The following is a 15,893-nucleotide window of genomic DNA, read 5'->3' as shown; positions in this document are numbered from 1 at the left end:
TTTGCCCCGTGGCAAGCCCGATGCCAGTGCTGAGCGACGTGTGGTCGGCGGGGCAAGTCACGCCGACAGGAGGAGGGCACACCCTGTCCCGGACAGGTGAAGCGCGGCGGAACCTGATCCGGGATCCAGCACAAGAAGCGCCGCGCCAGCGGCACAGGCTAAAACAGGCGCACGCTGCGCGACATTTTGTGCTGGATCCCGGGTCGCATTCCGCCGGCGCTCCATGCGCCCGGGAAAGGGTGGCGCCCAACGATGAACCGGGTGCCCGCGACCATCGCTCCGGATCCGCCGATCTTTCCTCGCGACCCGCGGAGTGTAGAAGGTCTAAATGATCCCGGTCCTGACCCGCCACACCGAGGCCGTGCCGCTCTACGCCGCGGCCTGCGCGGAGCTGCGCCTGCGCGGCTTCGCGGGCGACCTGTCCCTGTCGGACGCCGACCGCACCGTCTTCTCGACCGACAACTCGATCTACCAAGTGGAGCCGGGGGCCGTGGCTTTCCCGCGCTCCCGCGACGACCTCGTGCGCATCGCGAAGCTCCTCGACGACCCGCGCTTTGCCGAGATCGTGATCCGGCCCCGGGGCGGGGCGACCGGCACCAACGGCCAGTCGCTGGGCCACGGCCTCGTGGTCGACACCTCACGGCACATGAACCGCATCCTGGAGATCGACGTCGCCAACCGCACCGTCCGGGTCGAGCCCGGGGTGGTGAAGGACCAGCTCAACCGGGACTTGGCCAAGCACGGCTTGTTCTTCGCGCCGGAACTGTCCACCTCGAACCGCGCCACCCTCGGCGGCATGATCTCGACGGATGCCTGCGGGCAGGGCTCGTGCCTCTACGGCAAGACCCGGGATCACGTGCTGGCACTGACCTGCGTGCTCACCGACGGCACGGTCTGGACCGCCGAACCCCTGGACGCGGACGGTCTTGATGCCGCCAAGCGGCGCAACGACCGGGTCGGCGAGATTCACCGCGCCGTCGATGCGGTGGTCACCGAGAACGCGGCGCTGATCGCGGCACGCTTCCCCAAGCTCAACCGCTGCCTGACCGGCTACGACCTCGCGCATCTGCGCGACGCAGAGGGCCGGTTCGACCTCAAGAGCGTGCTCTGCGGCTCGGAGGGCACCTTGGCGCTGATCGCCGAGGCCCGGCTCAACGTGCTGCCGATCCCGAAGGCCGCGGTGCTGGTAGCGCTCTCCTACGTGGATTTCGATGCGGCGCTCCGCGACGCGCAGGCGCTGCTGCCCTTCGGTGCCGCCTCGGTGGAGACCATCGACTCCACCGTTCTGGGCCTCGCGCGAAAAGATCCGATCTGGGCCGAGGTGCAGGCCTTCTTCCCCGACGACCCGGCCGGGCGGCCGGTGGACGGCATCAACCTCGTCGAACTCGTCGGCGACGAGGAGGCCGTCGTGGAGGCCGCCCTGCGACGGCTCACCGGGATGCTGGCGGCCGAGCGCGGCACCGACACCAGGCGCCTCGGCTTCACCATCGCCCGGGGCGAGGCGATCGAAAAACTCTGGACGATGCGCAAGAAGGCGGTCGGCCTGCTGGGCGCCGTCAAGGGCGATGCCCGGCCGATCCCCTTCGTGGAGGACACCGCCGTCCCGCCGGAGCGGCTCGCCGACTTCATCGCCGAGTTCCGGGCGCTGCTGGACGGCAAGGGGCTGCGCTACGGCATGTTCGGCCATGTCGATGCCGGCGTGCTGCACGTCCGGCCCGCCATCAACCTCAAGGATCCAGACCAGAACGGCCTGATCCGCGAGGTCACGGAGGGCGTGGTCGCGCTTACCGCCAAGTATGGCGGCCTGCTCTGGGGTGAGCACGGCAAGGGCTTCCGCTCGGAATTCGTGCCCGCGACCTTCGGGCCGCTGATGCCCGCGCTGGAGGCGATCAAGCGGGCCTTCGACCCGGGCGATCGGATGAACCCGGGCAAGATCGCCTCGGCGCGGGGTCGGAGCCTCACGCGGATCGACGGCGTGCCGCGGCGGGGCGAGCAGGACCGCACCATCCCGGCGCCGGTCCGGCAGGATTTCGACGAGGCGCTTCACTGCAACGGCAACGGCGCCTGTTTCTCGTTCGACGCCGACGAGGCCATGTGCCCGTCGTGGAAGGCGACCCGGGAGCGTCGGCACTCGCCCAAGGGCCGTGCCTCGCTGATGCGCGAATGGCTGCGGCTCGCGGCCGCGGAGGGGATCGATCCGGCCGCCGAACTGGCGCGGCAGCGTTCCGGCTGGCTCCGCGACGTGGCCGCCACCCTGATGCGCGCCGTGTGGTCGCGGTCCGGGCAGCAAGATTTCTCGCACGCCGTCAAGGAGGCGATGGATGGCTGCCTCGCGTGCAAATCCTGCACGGGATCCTGCCCGATCAAGGTCGACGTGCCGACCTTCCGGGCGAAGTTCCTGGCGCTCTATCACGCGCGTTACGCCCGGCCCCTGAAGGACCACCTCGTGACGGCCCTGGAGCCGCTGCTGCCGCTGGCCGCCCGGGCGCCGCGCCTGAGCAACGCGTTCCTGACCAGCCCGGTCACCCGCGTGCTCCTGGCCAAGGCCGGGCTGGTGGCGATCCCGCCCCTGTCGCCCGTCGATCTGCGGACGCGGCTCGCGGATCTCGGTGTCGCCGTCGCGAGCCCGGAGGCGCTGGCGCGGCTGAGCCCGCAGGAGCGCGAGGCGGCGGTGCTGATCGTGCAGGACGCCTTCACCAGCCATTTCGATGCGGAGGTCGTGGCCGATTCCTGCGCGCTGCTCGTCGCCCTCGGCTTCCGGCCCTGGCTGGTGCCCTACCGGCCGAACGGCAAGCCGCTGCACGTCCACGGATTCCTCGCGCGGTTCGCCGGCGTCGCGCGCGTGAACGCCGCGATGCTGCGCGCCTTCGCCCGGCAGGGCGTGCCCCTCGTCGGCATCGATCCGTCGATGACGCTGACCTACCGATCCGAATACGCGCAGGTGCTGGGCGAGGATCTGCCGAAGGTCCATCTGCTGCAGGAATGGCTGGCGACCCGGCTCGATCGGATCGCCCCGCGTCAGGGCGGCCGGACCCTGCGGCTCCTGCCTCACTGCACCGAGCGCACCAACGCACCGGGGGCGGTGCGCGACTGGCAGGCCGTGTTCGCCCATCTCGGCCTGCGGCTCGACGTGCCGGCGGCCGGCTGCTGCGGCATGGCGGGGACCTATGGGCACGAGGCGCAGCACCGCGCCACCTCCACGGCGATCTACGGCCTGAGCTGGGCCCGCCACGTCGCCGAGGCCCCCGGCTGCACCCTGCTGGCCGACGGCTATTCCTGCCGGTCCCAGGCCAAGCTGGTCGACGGCGTGCGGCTGCGCCACCCGGTTCAGGCCCTCCTCGAGCATGTCCGCGCGGAGGCCGGCGCGGCGCCCTTCCATCCCGATCGCGCGGCGGCCGCTTCGCCGTGAGCGGTGCGGGGTTCACCGTCGCCGTGGTGGGGGCCGGCGCGGTCGGTTGCTACTACGGGTTCCTTCTGGCCAAGGCCGGCCATGCGGTGACGCTGATCGGGCGCCCCGCGCTGGTCGAGGCCGTCCGGGTGTCGGGGCTGGTTCTGGACAGCGCGGCCGGGACCGATTCCGTGCCCGTGCGGGCGACCACCGAGGGGAGCGGGGTCGCCGGAGCGGATCTCGTTCTGGTCTGCGTGAAGTCCGGCGACACCGAAGCGGCGGGTGCGATGATCGCCCCGCACCTCGCGCCTGCGGCGGCGATCCTGAGCCTCCAGAACGGCGTCGACAATGCCGAGCGTTTGGCCGCGGTCCTCGGCCGGTCCGTCGTGCCGGTGGCGGTCTACGTCGCCACCGAGATGGGCGGGCCGGCTCGCGTCCGGCACAACGGGCGCGGCGACCTGATCGTCGGCGCTTCGGCGGCAAGCGGGCGCATCGCCGCTGCCTTCACGGCCGCCGGCATCCCGACCACCGTATCGGAGCGCGCCGTCGACGCCCTCTGGGGCAAGCTGATCCTCAATTGCGCCTACAACGCCCTCTCGGCCCTGACGCAGCTTCCGTACGGACGGCTGGTCCAGGGCGAAGGCGTGGTCGCGTGCATGACCGACGTGGTTCGGGAATGCGGGGCCGTGGCCGCGGCGGCCGGGGTGCCGGTGGCGCCCGACATCCTCGATCAGGTCCTGAGCCTCAGCAGCACCATGGCCGATCAGCGCTCCTCCACCGCGCAGGACCTCGCCCGCGGGCGTCCCAGCGAGATCGACCATCTCAACGGCTATGTGGTGCGCACGGGCGCCGCGCTGGGTATCTCGACGCCGGCCAACCGGATGCTGCACGCGCTGGTCAAGCTCGCCGAGGGGCGGTTTCAGGCCTGAGGACGGGCGAACGCCGCGCGAGGCCGCCCGCTCCGGCCCCGAGTGCGCGCGCCACATCCGAATGCCAACGCTGGTGGCGTCACGGGGTCAGGAATGGCCCTCCCCGACAGTGATCCCGTCGGGCTGAGCCGAGAAGTACGTCCGCTGGATCTGCCCGAAATCGCCGATCCACTGCTGCATGGTATCGGCGACGACGGCGGCGCCGGTGGATGTGAGATGGATGTGCCGCGAGCCCATCGAATCGATGGTCGCGACGAAGCCCAGACGCTGTGCCTTCGCGACGTACTTCCGGATCGTCTCGGGTTTCAGCGACGCGATCTTGATGCTTCCGAAGGCGAGCTTCTTCTCGACTTTGAGGCCGGGCTGGAGTGCCAGATACGACAGGATATGCCAGAGATCCATCGCATCCCCGGCATCCGTAGTCTGACCCGACACGTCGCGGAGCGCTGCGTCCCAGCCGACAAATTGCCGATTCGTGAGCTTCAGGAGCTCCCGGACGCCCTCGGTCGACAGGAAATCAGTCTTGGCGCTGGTCATGGCGAGGCCTCTTGGTCGAAATCGCCCATCCTGGGCCCTACGTGTCGCCGGAGCACAACATAAGCGCCGGTCCGCTGCTAGCCCCCTTTTCTCCAATCCAACATTCGATGAATACAAAATCTGATCCATCTCAGCCGCGTTGGCCGAATGTAAGCAGTCAGATTTTGAACTATTCGACTGGGGGAGGGCTCAATCATGCGCGGTATCGATCGGCGGCGGCCCAGAAATGCCGCCGTTTGGATCAGCATCATGCGGAAATCACGAAAGAACGACGCCTATTTGAATCGAGCACGCATCCTCAGATGGATCGGCGTCAAGCAAAAATCAGCTGGCCCCGCCGTCAGATCTCATGCAGGGCCGGATACGGTCCGCTCGAACGTGATCTACCTCGATTGGGGCGCGGTATCTAGAGTATAGAGATATCTAGCCATCCTGGGAGCTACGGTATCGATCCTGCCCTAAGAGTTGCGAGTCGCTGAATGACGGGGGCGCCGTGCGCGATAGCTTGGCCGTTTCATCGCGCGCCATGAGCGCCACGTCTTCAACCGCTGGCTTCCGCACGACGACCGATTGACGTCCTGCCTCCGGTCGATGGACGGTCCGGATGGCCGCCGCTTCGACCGGCCGTTGCCGGAAGGCGTCGGGTCTGCCGTGTTGCGTTACGCGCGCGTCGCGACGTTGGCCTTGCGGGTGGCGGCGGCCTTCTTGGCGGAGGCGGAGCGCTCGGCGGCCGTCCGTTCGCCGGCGGCCTTTCCTCCGGATTCTCCACCCTTGCGGGCTGCCGGGTGGCCCGTACTCCTGCCCCGGCCCGAACCGCCGGGCTTCTTGCCACCGCCGTCGTCCTTGTTGACGGTCGCCCAGGCGCGGGCTTCCGCCTCGTTCTCCGGCACGCCGCGGGCCTCGTAGGACTCGGCGATGTGCTCGGCCTTGCGCTTCTGCTTGTCGGTATATTTCGACTTGTCGCCCTGTGCCATCGCGCGGCTCCCGTGCGCTCAGCCCACCCCGGTCGGCCCGTCAAGGATGGCCCGCACGCGGCGGACCAGCTCCGTGCGCCGGTAGGGCTTATTCAAAAGGTCGAACTCCGAGCCGCCGATATCGGTTCGCTCCAGGCTCGCCTCCGCGTAGCCGGTGGCGAGCAGCACCTTGAGCTTGGGCTGGCGCCGCCGCGCCTCCCGGGCGAGCAGCACGCCGTTCATGCCGCCCGGCATGATCAGGTCGGTGAACAGCAGGTCGATGCGCTCGCTGGAATCGAGGATCTCCAGCGCCTCGCGGGCATTGCTGGCCATCAGGGTCACGTAGCCGAAATCCCGCAGGATCGTGCGGGCGAGTTCGGCCACGTCCGCGCGGTCGTCGACGATCAGGATCGTCTCGGTGCCCTGCCGATCCACGGACCGGAGGGAGACCTTCGGCGGCGTGTTCACGTCCCCGTCGGTCGCCGGGAATGAGAGCCGCACCGTCGTGCCTTCCCCCACCGTCGATTCGATCTGCGCCGCACCGCCCGACTGCTTGGCGAAGCCGTAGACCATCGAGAGGCCGAGGCCGGTGCCCTTGCCCTCCTCCTTGGTGGTGAAGAACGGGTCCATTACCCGGGCCAGCACGGCCGGCGGGATGCCGGTGCCGGTGTCCCGGATCGCGATGCTGACATAGCGGCCGTCGCGCAGCGGCCCGAGTTCCCGGCCCCGGGCCGCGACCTCGCTGTTCTGCGTGGAGATCCGCACCGTGCCGCCCTCCGGCATCGCGTCGCGGGCGTTGATCAGCACGTTCAGGATCGCGACCTCGGCCTGGGTCGGGTCGACGCGGCAGTTCCAGACGTTCGGGGCGAGGTTGAGTTCGATCTTGACCGCCTCGCCCACCGAGCGGGCGACCATCTCGCCCATCCCCTCGACGAGCGTGTTGAGGTTGACCGCGCGTCCCTCCAGCCGCTGCTTGCGGGCGAAGGCGAGCAATTGCTGCGTCAGCGTGGTCGCGCGCTCGGCCGCCTGGCGGATGTTGTCGGTGGCGCGCCCGAGCCGGGCGCGGTCGGCATCCGGCTTCTCGAGCCCGGCCGCCAGGATGTCGACGTAGCCGACGATCACCTGCAGGAGGTTGTTGAAATCGTGCGCGATGCCGCCCGTGAGCTGGCCGAGCGCCTCCATCTTCTGCGCCTGACCCAGGGCCTCCTCGGCGTCGCGGCGGCGCGAGACGTCGAGCTGCGAGCCGAAGTAATACACGAGCTCGCCGTCGGCGTTGTACACCGGCGAGACGAACAGCGCGTTCCAGAAGGTGGAGCCGTTCTTGCGGTAGTTCAGGATCTCGGTGGCGAATTCCCGCCTCTCGGCGATCGCCGAGCGGACCTGCGTGATGGTCTGGCGGTCGGTATCCGGACCCTGCAGGAAGCGGCAGTTGCGGCCGATCAGCTCCTCCGGCGTGTAGCCGGTCATCGCCAGGAAGGCGCGGTTGGCGAAGATGATCGGGTTGTCGGGCTGGCGCGGATCGGTGACGATCATCGGCATCCGCGTCGTCTCGACCGCCGCGAAGAAGATGTCGCTCTTGCGATCCGTGATGCGGCCCGGCGCGCTGTCCCGGACCTCGGGACCGGGCCCGGCGGGCGGGGTTTCTGGGGTCTCGGACATGCGAGGCGGTCTTCACCTTCAGGTCTGGCAAATGCGTGTGGCCTGGCACGACCTGCCGAGGCGGACATTAGCGGTCTGCAACGCGAAGTCGACCGCGCGGGTTCTCCGCATCGGGCGCTCAGGATCGAACGCTCAGGCCGGCGCCGCCGTTCGAACCGCTCCGGGCCGTGGGGCGGGCGATGGCGGGGCGACCCGCCGCATCGGCTCGCGGCAGGTGCCCAGCACCGCCGAGAGCGCCTCGTTGAGCGAGGTCACCAGGAAATCCGCCGACGTCGCCCGGCGCAGGCGCTCCAGGGTCGCCGGGTCGCGCTCGCGCCAGAAACCCACGAGGATGCGCACGCCCGGGACCGCCGCCCGCGCCTGCCGGACCGTGAAGCGGATCTGCGAGAGGCTGACCGGCTCCAGGTAGGAGAAGCAGATCAGGGCGAGTTCCTCAGGGTTTTCGGGCCGCTCGCCGGCGCGGATCGCCGCCATCGACAGGATCTGCGAGGCGAGCCCGTGCCGGCCGAGGATCTGGCTCAGCATCAGCGTCGCGGCCTCGTCGAAGGGGCCGCGGCTCGACACGCACAGGACGGGGGTCTCGCCGCGCCAATGGGGTGCCAGATCCTCGCCCGTGAGGACGATGCCCGCCACCTGCCGGTCGGGTCCGATCGCGGCCAGTGCCGCGGCGGTCTCGGTGTCCGGGCTGCGCCCCGATCCCCGCCGGGTGCGCCGCGCGACCGGCGCGGTGCCGAGGCGATCCACCACGGTGCGGATGGCGGCGCCGACCTCCTGCTGGCGTTCGCGGTCGAGGGTCCCGCGCGACATGTCCTCCTGGGCCAGGAGCAGGCCCGCCAGCGCGACCTCGTCGTAGTAGGTGACGAGGGCGCGCTCCTTCAGGAACTGCCAGCCCTGGTCGATCGCCTCGGCCGGGTCGCCGGCCAGCATCCGCTGGTAGAAGATCTCGGGCGGCGACAGGGCCGGCTGGTCGCCGAGCAGCACGTCGAGATACCAGAGCCGCTCGACGTGCCGCCCGAGCACCACGAGGCAGACGGTGAGGGGCGTCGCCAGCACGAGGCCGATCGGCCCCCACAGGAAGGTCCAGATCGTCGCCGCCAGGATGACGGCGACCGGCGAGAGGCCGGTGGAATGACCGTACAGCAGCGGCTCGATCACGTGGCCGCAGATCGGCTCGACCACCAGGAACAGGCCCGCGGTGGCGATCACCATCGACCAGCCGGGATCGACCGCGGCGGCGAGGATCAACGGCAGCAGGGCGCTGATCGCGGCGCCGATATAGGGCACGAACCGCAGGATCGCGGCGAGCACGCCGAACAGGGTCGGGCTCGGCACGCCGATGATCCAGAGGCCGGTGCCGATCACCAGCCCGAAGGCGATGTTGAGGGCGAGCTGGGCCAGGAAGAACCGGCTGAGCCGGCTGGTCGCGTCGTCGATCGCCGCCGTGGTCCGGCGCAGGTCCCCCGAGCCGCCGGCGAGCCGGATCGCCCGGTTCCGCAGGTCCTCGCGCTGGAGCAGGATGAAGATCGTGAAGATCAGGATCAGGCCGGTCGTGGCGAGCGGATGCAGCACGGGCCCCGCGAAGGTCTGGAGCGTATCGACCACGCTGGTGCGGGCGGGTGTGATCTCGACCATGAGCGGATGGGTGGCCGATCCCCGCTCGCCGCGCACCTCCGCGGGCGGCGGCGGCGACAGGGTGGCGCTGAGATCCTGCACCATGTCGACGATGCGCGAGAGGCTGCCGCTCCCGGCCGTCGCGCCGCGCAGATCCTTGATCTTCGCGCGCATGGTCTGGGTATAGCGCGGCAGGTCGGTGGCGAGCTGGGACGCCTCGCTGGCGATCAGGCTGCCGAGCCCGAACAGGGCGCCGAACACGATCACCACCACCAGCAGCACCGCCGGGGCGCGCGGCACGCGCAGCCGCCGGAGCATCCGGACCGCCGGCAGCAGGACGAAGCTGAGGAGGATCGCCAGCGTCACCGGCACCAGGATCTCGCGCCCGAGATACAGCGCCGCCATCGTCGCCACGACGAGGAGGAGCGAGGCCAGCGCCACGATGACCGGAAGGCCCTCCCGCAGGCGCTGGGCAGTGACGGGATCCTCGCTCACGGTCACGCTCCAGGCTTTTCACACGCGGGGGTCGGGTGGGAACGGCCGGGGGCGCGAACGGATCCGCCTCAGCTCGCCTGCGCGGTCTCGCCCAGGGCGGCGCTGATCTGGCTGAGCAGCTTCGAGAAATCGACCGGCTTCGGATGGTAGTCATCGCAGCCCGCCTGGATCGCCTTGTCGCGGTCCCCCGACATGGCGTGGGCGGTGAGCGCGATGATCGGGATCGCCCGCGTGTCGGAGCCGGACTTCAGCGTGCGGGCGACCGACCAGCCGTCGAGGACCGGCAGGTTCATGTCGAGGAGGATCACGTCGGGCTGGCCCGAGCGCGCCTGCCGGACGCCGGCCTCGCCGTCATGGGCCAGGATCACCTCGTAGCCGCGGCGCTTGAGGCGCCGGGACAGGAAGTCCCAGATCTCTTCGTGGTCCTCGACCAACAGAATCTTCGCCATCAGAACTCGAATCCCCGGCTCGCGTCGTGCCGGCCGCCAACCCAACGCGCGGCAATGCACAAACGACCAACGTTCCTGCCGCGATTCCGGTCCGGGGAGAAGAGGGTGCGGGGCATGCGGTTGACCCAGCGCCCCTCCGGTACGAGCGTGCCGCCGCACAATTCGACGCTTCCCGGGAGGAACACCGTGGCGGACAAACCGGACATCGCGTTCTACCACGCACCCAATACACGCTCGTCGGGGGTGCGCGTGCTGCTCGAGGAGCTGGGCGCCCCGTACCGGCTGCACGCGCTCAACATGCGTGCCGGCGAGCACCTGCAGGACGCTTACCGCGCGATCAATCCGATGGGGAAGGTGCCGGCGATTCGGAACGGCGACGCGCTGGTGACCGAGCAGGCGGCCGTCTACCTCTATCTGGCCGACCTCTTCCCGGAGGCCGGCCTCGCCCCGGCGGCGACCGATCCCGCCCGCGCCAAGTATCTGCGCTGGATGGTGTTCTACGGCTCGTGCTTCGAGCCTGCCGTGATCGACCGCCACCTGAAGCGGGAGCCCGGCCCGCGCGCCATGTCGGCCTACGGGGAGTATGACAGCGTGATCGCCCGGGTGAGCGAGGCGCTGACGCCGGGTCCCTACCTCCTCGGCGACCGGTTCAGCGCGGCCGACATCCTGTGGGGCAGCGCGCTGGGCTGGACCATCGGCTTCGGCCTCGTGGCGCCCGATCCGGTGCTGACCGCCTATGTCGAGCGGGTCCGGTCGCGGCCGGCCTTCCAGAGCGTCGCGGCCGCGGACGCGCAGCTCGCCGCGGAGCACGAGGCCACCGCAAAGGCCGGGGCCGCCTGACGGGTCCTCACGCCGGCTCCCAGATGCCGGTGCGTGCGAGCTGCGGCGCCGGCTCGGGCCGGCTCCAGCGCAGGGGTACGGCGGCCCGGCGTCGCCAGCCGCCCTCGACCGCGAAGGTCCAGGACCGCTGCGCGCCCGTCAGCCCGGCAGCCTCCCCGCCGCTCCAGTCGATCGCCGTGCGGCCCTGCAGCACCAGCAGATCGCCGCGCTCGAAATCGAGGACCATCAGGGCGGCTCTCGGTTCGCCGATCAGGTTGCCCAGCGTGTTGAAGTAACGGTTGCCGGAGAAATCCGGCACCGTCAGCACGTCGCCCGCGACCCGGACGAAGCCCGGCCGGCCGCCGCGGTGCGAGATGTCGGCGCCCCCGCCCGCGAGCCCGTCCCGGGCGCGGGTCGCCACGAACAGGGTATCGGCGCCGTGGATGAGCGCAGCGGCGTCCGGGTCGAGGGCGGCCAGGGGTTCGATCGGCCCCGGTGAGCGCGGCACCGGCTCGGCGTCCCGCCGCTGGATGTATTGCGGGCAGTTGCCGTAGCTCTGGACAATGGCGGCCGTCAGTGCATCCCCGTCGCGACGCACCACGCGGCCGTTGGCGCGGTTGCGCCGCCGGGTCGCGAAGTCGAGGCCGAGGATGCCGGCCTCAGCGCCGGGCACGAGGGCGCGGATTGCCGGATCGGCCGGATCGAGGGCCGCCGTGATCGCAAGATGCGCGGCGTCGGGCGACTGCACGAAGCCGGGCTGCCCCGTCAGCACGGTGGCGATCGGCGCGCCGGCCGCGTCCACGGTGCTCACGAACAGGTAGGGCAGGCGCGCGAAGAACGCGCGATGCTGCTCGGGCATGAACGGGCGGATCGCCGGCGTCTCGCCCAGGACGTGGCCGGCAAGCGCCTGGGCGCGGATCTCGTCGGCGTGGAAGCTGGCCATGGCGCACCTTACAACTGTTCGGGAATCGGGGAGGCCGGCATCGGCAGGAAGCCCGGCAGCGCCTCCACGCGCGCGAGCCACGCCTGCACGGCCGGGTAGGGCGCGAGCGAGACGCCCCCCTCCGGCGCGTGGGCCACGTAGGAATAGCAGGCGATATCGGCGAGCGTCGCCCGGTCGGCCGCGAGATAGGGGCGATCCGCCAGATGGCCGTCCATGAAGGTGAGGATCCGGGCAGCCGTGGCGTGGACGGCGGCGCGGTCGGCCGGGGCGCCGAACACCACCATCAGCCGGGCGAGTGCCGGCCCGTACCGCACCTCGCCGGCCGCGATGGACAGCCAGCGCTGGACCTGCGCGGCGGCGAGCGGGTCACCCGGCATCCAGCCGCTATCCGGGGCGTAGCGGGCGGCGAGATAGACCAGGATCGCGTTGCTGTCGGCAATCACCGCCGGGCCGTCGGTCAGGACCGGGATCTGGCCGAGCGGGTTGAGGCGCCGGAGGTCCGCCGCCTCGGGCTGGTCGGGGCCCGCCACCGCGATGAAGCGGTAGGGCAGGCCGAGCAGCGTGAGGAACAGCTCCACGCGGTGCGAATGGCCGGAGAGGCGCAGGCCGTGGAGGGTCAGGTCGGGTTCGGACATGGGCTGGGCTCCGGCTGCGCGCCGATTGTCGCCCTTGCGGCCGGCGACGAAAATCCGGAGGGTTTGGCAATCAGAATTTCAATCGGCGCAGCAATCGATGGACCGGCTCGACGAACTGACTCTCTTCGTCGCGATCATCGACGCCGGCAGTCTTGCGGGCGCGGCGCGTCGGCAGCGCCGCTCCGCCGCCGCCGCGACACGCGCGCTCGCCAGTCTGGAAGCGCGGGCCGGCACGCGCCTCGTCGAGCGCACGACCCGGCGCCTCGCCCCGACGCCGGCCGGCCTCGAACTTGCCGAGCGGGCGCGCGGCGTCCTGTCGGCCTACGCGGCGGCCGTCTCGGGGGCGGCGCGCGACGCCGTGCGCGGCCTCGTGCGGGTCACGGCGCCGGTGCTGTTCGGGCGCAAGCACGTGGCGCCCCTCGTGTCGGGCTTCCTCGACGCCTATCCGGAAACGCAGGTCGAGCTGGTGCTCGCCGACCGTAACCTCGACCTCGTGGAGGAGGGCATCGACGTCGCCCTGCGGATCGGGCGGCTCGCCGAATCCCGCCTCGTCGCCCGCCGGGTCGGACAGGTGCGCCAGATCGTGGTGGCGAGCCCAGAATACCTCGCCGCCCGGGGCACGCCCCGCGTACCCGCAGATCTCGGCGCGCACGATACCATCCAGGGCTTCCCGCGCGCGGGCGCGCGGGAATGGCGATTCGGGCCGAACCGGGTGCGCCTGACGCCGCGCCTCATCGTCAACGAGGTCGAGGCCGCCCTGATCGCCGTCCGGGCCGGCCGCGGCATCGCGCGGGTCCTGTCCTATCAGGCCGCCGAGGACATCGCGGCGGGACGCCTCGTGCGCCTGCTCACGGCGCACGAGCCGCCGCCGCTGCCGGTGCAGCTCGTGACCCCCAGCGCGGATTTCCGGCCAGCCCGGGTGAACGCCCTTCTGGATTTTGCGACCGAAGCGCTGAAAGCCCTGCCGGTGCTGGTCATCGCGTAACCCGTCAGCAAACGCTCACGGCGGTGGCGAAATCCAGCCTTCGCTCTGTGAATGGCGTCGTCGCGGCCGGACTCTTGCTGATAGGCCTCCCGGAACCTGATCCGGCGCGCATTCGGGCTCTGCCGGCTCCAGCCGGCCGTCTTCCCCGGCGCGCGATGATCGGACCAAGCCAGCCCATGCGTCTGCTCACCCTCCTTGCGGCCCTCGTCGTGCTGCCCTTGGCTGCGCCGGCGCAGGCCGACGCCCTGACCGGCACGCTCAGGAAGATCCAGGACAGCAACCGGCTGGTCCTCGGCGTGCGCGATACCGCGCCCCCATTCAGCTACATCGACCAGGACCAGAAGGTGGTCGGCTTCGCGATCGACATCTGCATGCGGATCGCCGACGCGGTGAAGCGTGAGCTGAACAGGCCGGATCTCGATGTCGGGATGGAGTTCGTCAACTCCTCGTCGCGCATCCCGCTGATCACCAACGGCACGGTCGATCTCGAATGCGGGACGACCACCAACAACGCCGAGCGCAAGAAGCAGGTGGCGTTCACCAACACCCATTTCCTGACGGCGACCCGCTTCGTCTCCAAGAAGGACCAGCACATCGCCAGCCTGGACGATCTGCGCGGCAAGACCGTCTCATCGGTGGCCGGATCGACCAATATCCTGATGCTGATCAAGGCCAACAACGAGCGCAAGCTCGGCATCACGGTGATCGCCGCCAAGGATGTCCCGGAGGCGTTCCTGATGGTCGAGACCGGGCGGGCGGCGGCCTTCGTGATGGACGACGTGCAGCTCAGCGTCGCCGCGGCCCAATCCAAGGCGCCCGCCGCCTACGTGGTCAGCGACGAGACGCTGTCCAACCCGGAACCCTACGGCATCATGCTGCGCAAGGACGACCCGGCCTTCAAGGCGGTGGTGGACCGGGCGACCGCCGCTCTCTACCGCAGCCCCGAGATCCTGACGATCTACGAGCGCTGGTTCCTGAAGCCGGTTCCGCCGCGCGGCCTCGATTACAATGTACCGCTCTCCCCCGCCCTGCGCTGGGCATTCGAACACCCGACAGACGCGTCAGATCCTGCGTTCTACGCGCACTGATCTGTCGCGCGGCGGGGTTCCGCTCGGGCCGGGGAGATGCGATGCGGCTTGGACGATCTCAGCCCGCGTCGCGAAGCGTCTCCCATGACCGACAGCACAGAGCCGGCTCTCACGTCAGCGGCCACCCAGGCCGCGCAGCCGGCCACCTCGATCCCACGGCTGATCGTGGTGCTGGCCTGCGCCGGGTTCGGCAGCACCTTCGCGCTGCGCTCCGTGGAACCCCTCGTCGGCGTGCTGGCGCGGGATCTGGAAAGCGACGCCCACACGGTCGCGCTGCTCTCGACCGCCTTCGCGCTCCCATACGCGTTCATCCAGCCGGTGCTGGGACCGATCGGCGATGCGCTGGGCAAGGAGCGGGTGATGAGCACCTGCCTCGCGGTGCTCGCCGTCGCCCTGACCCTGTGCAGCGTCGCGCCCGATCTCGGCAGCCTGTTCGGCCTGCGCATGCTGGCGGGCGCGGCCGCCGGGGGCTGCATCCCGCTCTCCCTGGCGCTGCTCGGCGACCGCGTGCCGATGGAGGGCCGTCAGGTGGCGATCGGGCGCTTCCTGGTGGCGGTGATCCTCGGCCAGCTCTCCGGCTCGACCTTCGCGGGCCTGATCGAGGCGGCGATCGGCTGGCGCGGCGTCTTCGCGGTCACCGCCGCGGTGGCGGCCTGCGCCTGCGCCGCGACGGTGTTCGGCTTCGAGCGCGCCGGCCGGCCCCCCGCCCGCCGCCCGGCCTTCCGCGAGGCCGTGACGCGCTACCGGACCATCCTGGGCAATCCCCGGGCGCGGGTGCTGTTCTCGGCGGTGTTCATCGAGGCCATCGCGATCTTCGGCGTCTTCCCGCACCTCGCGCCGCTGATCGAGGCCCGCGGGGAGGGCGGGCCGCGGGAGGCCGGCCTCGTGCTGGCGGGGTTCGCGGTCGGCGGCCTATTCTACTCGGCGCTGGTCGGGCTGCTGGTGCGGCTCCTCGGCCTGCCGCGGATGCTGATCGGCGGCGGCCTGATCTGCGGCGCGTCGCTCACCGTGGTCGGGCTCGCGGGGTCGTGGCCGGTCGATTGCGCCGCGCTCACCGCGATGGGGCTCGGCTTCTACATGCTGCACAACACCTACCAGACCCAGGTGACCGAGGTGGCGCCCAAGGCGCGGGCCTCGGCGGTGGCGCTCCATGCCTTCTCGTTCTTCTGCGGGCAGGCGCTCGGCGTCGCGGTGATCGGGCAGGCGCTTCTGAGGCTCGGCCAGTTCGGGGCGCTCGCGGGATGCGCCGTCACCATCCTGGCCCTGGGGATCGGCACCGCCATCGCCCTGCGGCCGAAGCCGGCGCCGGTGGCGTTTTCCGGTTGAGCACGCCCTTTCCCGGACGCCTGGAACGCAGCGGAAGGTGATCCGGGATCCAGCGCACGAAGCGCCGCGCAGCCGG

At 70.7% G+C, this 15,893-nt stretch carries 13 protein-coding genes; 6 read left to right on the top strand and 7 right to left on the bottom strand.

From position 1 onward, the window contains the following. Positions 1-328: 328 nt before the first annotated feature. Positions 329-3,409, top strand: a complete 3,081-nt coding sequence (locus tag MKK75_RS20635) for an FAD-binding and (Fe-S)-binding domain-containing protein (protein WP_244044384.1) — start codon at positions 329-331, stop codon at positions 3,407-3,409. Further along, positions 3,406-4,317 carry a ketopantoate reductase family protein gene (locus MKK75_RS20630; RefSeq protein ID WP_244044383.1) on the top strand — a complete coding sequence of 304 codons (912 nt, stop codon included), beginning with the start codon at positions 3,406-3,408 and terminating at the stop codon, positions 4,315-4,317. The genes MKK75_RS20635 and MKK75_RS20630 overlap by 4 nt, the downstream gene beginning before the upstream one ends. An 87-nt stretch (positions 4,318-4,404) precedes the next feature. On the opposite strand, the gene MKK75_RS20625 is transcribed toward MKK75_RS20630, so the two are convergent. The 5 genes from MKK75_RS20625 to MKK75_RS20605 form a co-directional block, all read right to left on the bottom strand. Further along, a complete protein-coding gene (locus MKK75_RS20625) occupies positions 4,405-4,854 on the bottom strand; it encodes a hypothetical protein (RefSeq protein WP_244044382.1) in 450 nt (149 codons plus the stop codon). Between the two features lie 659 nt (positions 4,855-5,513). Further along, on the bottom strand, positions 5,514-5,828 hold the full coding sequence (locus MKK75_RS20620) for a plasmid stabilization protein (protein WP_244044381.1): 315 nt from the start codon (positions 5,826-5,828) through the stop codon (positions 5,514-5,516). Positions 5,829-5,846: 18 nt separating this feature from the next. After that, the gene (locus MKK75_RS20615; RefSeq protein WP_244044380.1) at positions 5,847-7,466 is read right to left on the bottom strand and encodes a hybrid sensor histidine kinase/response regulator; all 1,620 of its coding nucleotides are present in this window, start codon (positions 7,464-7,466) and stop codon (positions 5,847-5,849) included. 132 nt (positions 7,467-7,598) lie between these two features. Then, entirely contained in the window at positions 7,599-9,572 is a 1,974-nt protein-coding gene (locus MKK75_RS20610; protein WP_244044379.1) for an AI-2E family transporter, read from the bottom strand. A 68-nt stretch (positions 9,573-9,640) separates the two neighbouring features. Beyond that, positions 9,641-10,021: a response regulator gene (locus MKK75_RS20605; RefSeq protein WP_244044378.1), complete on the bottom strand. Its 381-nt coding sequence runs from the start codon at positions 10,019-10,021 to the stop codon at positions 9,641-9,643. A 186-nt stretch (positions 10,022-10,207) separates the two neighbouring features. Between MKK75_RS20605 and MKK75_RS20600 the strand changes: the two genes are divergently transcribed. After that, on the top strand, positions 10,208-10,861 hold the full coding sequence (locus MKK75_RS20600) for a glutathione S-transferase family protein (protein ID WP_244044377.1): 654 nt from the start codon (positions 10,208-10,210) through the stop codon (positions 10,859-10,861). Positions 10,862-10,868: 7 nt separating this feature from the next. Here the strand turns inward: MKK75_RS20600 and MKK75_RS20595 are convergent, their stop codons facing one another. After that, positions 10,869-11,783: a pyridoxamine 5'-phosphate oxidase family protein gene (locus MKK75_RS20595; protein ID WP_244044376.1), complete on the bottom strand. Its 915-nt coding sequence runs from the start codon at positions 11,781-11,783 to the stop codon at positions 10,869-10,871. Between the two features lie 8 nt (positions 11,784-11,791). Next, complete coding sequence (locus MKK75_RS20590) at positions 11,792-12,418, bottom strand: glutathione S-transferase family protein (RefSeq protein ID WP_244044375.1); 627 nt, start codon at positions 12,416-12,418, stop codon at positions 11,792-11,794. A gap of 97 nt (positions 12,419-12,515) precedes the next feature. Between MKK75_RS20590 and MKK75_RS20585 the strand changes: the two genes are divergently transcribed. The 3 genes from MKK75_RS20585 (at position 12,516) to MKK75_RS20575 (ending at position 15,817) form a co-directional block, all read left to right on the top strand. Then, the gene (locus MKK75_RS20585; protein ID WP_244044374.1) at positions 12,516-13,403 is read left to right on the top strand and encodes a LysR substrate-binding domain-containing protein; all 888 of its coding nucleotides are present in this window, start codon (positions 12,516-12,518) and stop codon (positions 13,401-13,403) included. Between the two features lie 176 nt (positions 13,404-13,579). Then, positions 13,580-14,491, top strand: a complete 912-nt coding sequence (locus tag MKK75_RS20580; protein WP_244044373.1) for an amino acid ABC transporter substrate-binding protein — start codon at positions 13,580-13,582, stop codon at positions 14,489-14,491. A gap of 84 nt (positions 14,492-14,575) precedes the next feature. Next, a complete protein-coding gene (locus MKK75_RS20575; RefSeq protein ID WP_244044372.1) occupies positions 14,576-15,817 on the top strand; it encodes an MFS transporter in 1,242 nt (413 codons plus the stop codon). Positions 15,818-15,893 lie beyond the last annotated feature (76 nt).

The sequence above is a fragment of the Methylobacterium sp. J-030 genome (assembly GCF_022829545.1).
Lineage (GTDB): Bacteria > Pseudomonadota > Alphaproteobacteria > Rhizobiales > Beijerinckiaceae > Methylobacterium.
This window is presented reverse-complemented; position numbering and strand designations above follow the sequence as displayed.

Coding starts and splice junctions, on each gene's coding strand:
- MKK75_RS20590 (WP_244044375.1), bottom strand. CDS start 12,418: ATGTCCGAACCCGACCTGACCCTCCACGGCCTGCGCCTCTCCGGCCAT.
- MKK75_RS20575 (WP_244044372.1), top strand. CDS start 14,576: ATGACCGACAGCACAGAGCCGGCTCTCACGTCAGCGGCCACCCAGGCC.
- MKK75_RS20635 (WP_244044384.1), top strand. CDS start 329: ATGATCCCGGTCCTGACCCGCCACACCGAGGCCGTGCCGCTCTACGCC.
- MKK75_RS20620 (WP_244044381.1), bottom strand. CDS start 5,828: ATGGCACAGGGCGACAAGTCGAAATATACCGACAAGCAGAAGCGCAAG.
- MKK75_RS20605 (WP_244044378.1), bottom strand. CDS start 10,021: ATGGCGAAGATTCTGTTGGTCGAGGACCACGAAGAGATCTGGGACTTC.
- MKK75_RS20595 (WP_244044376.1), bottom strand. CDS start 11,783: ATGGCCAGCTTCCACGCCGACGAGATCCGCGCCCAGGCGCTTGCCGGC.
- MKK75_RS20585 (WP_244044374.1), top strand. CDS start 12,516: ATGGACCGGCTCGACGAACTGACTCTCTTCGTCGCGATCATCGACGCC.
- MKK75_RS20580 (WP_244044373.1), top strand. CDS start 13,580: ATGCGTCTGCTCACCCTCCTTGCGGCCCTCGTCGTGCTGCCCTTGGCT.
- MKK75_RS20615 (WP_244044380.1), bottom strand. CDS start 7,466: ATGTCCGAGACCCCAGAAACCCCGCCCGCCGGGCCCGGTCCCGAGGTC.
- MKK75_RS20625 (WP_244044382.1), bottom strand. CDS start 4,854: ATGACCAGCGCCAAGACTGATTTCCTGTCGACCGAGGGCGTCCGGGAG.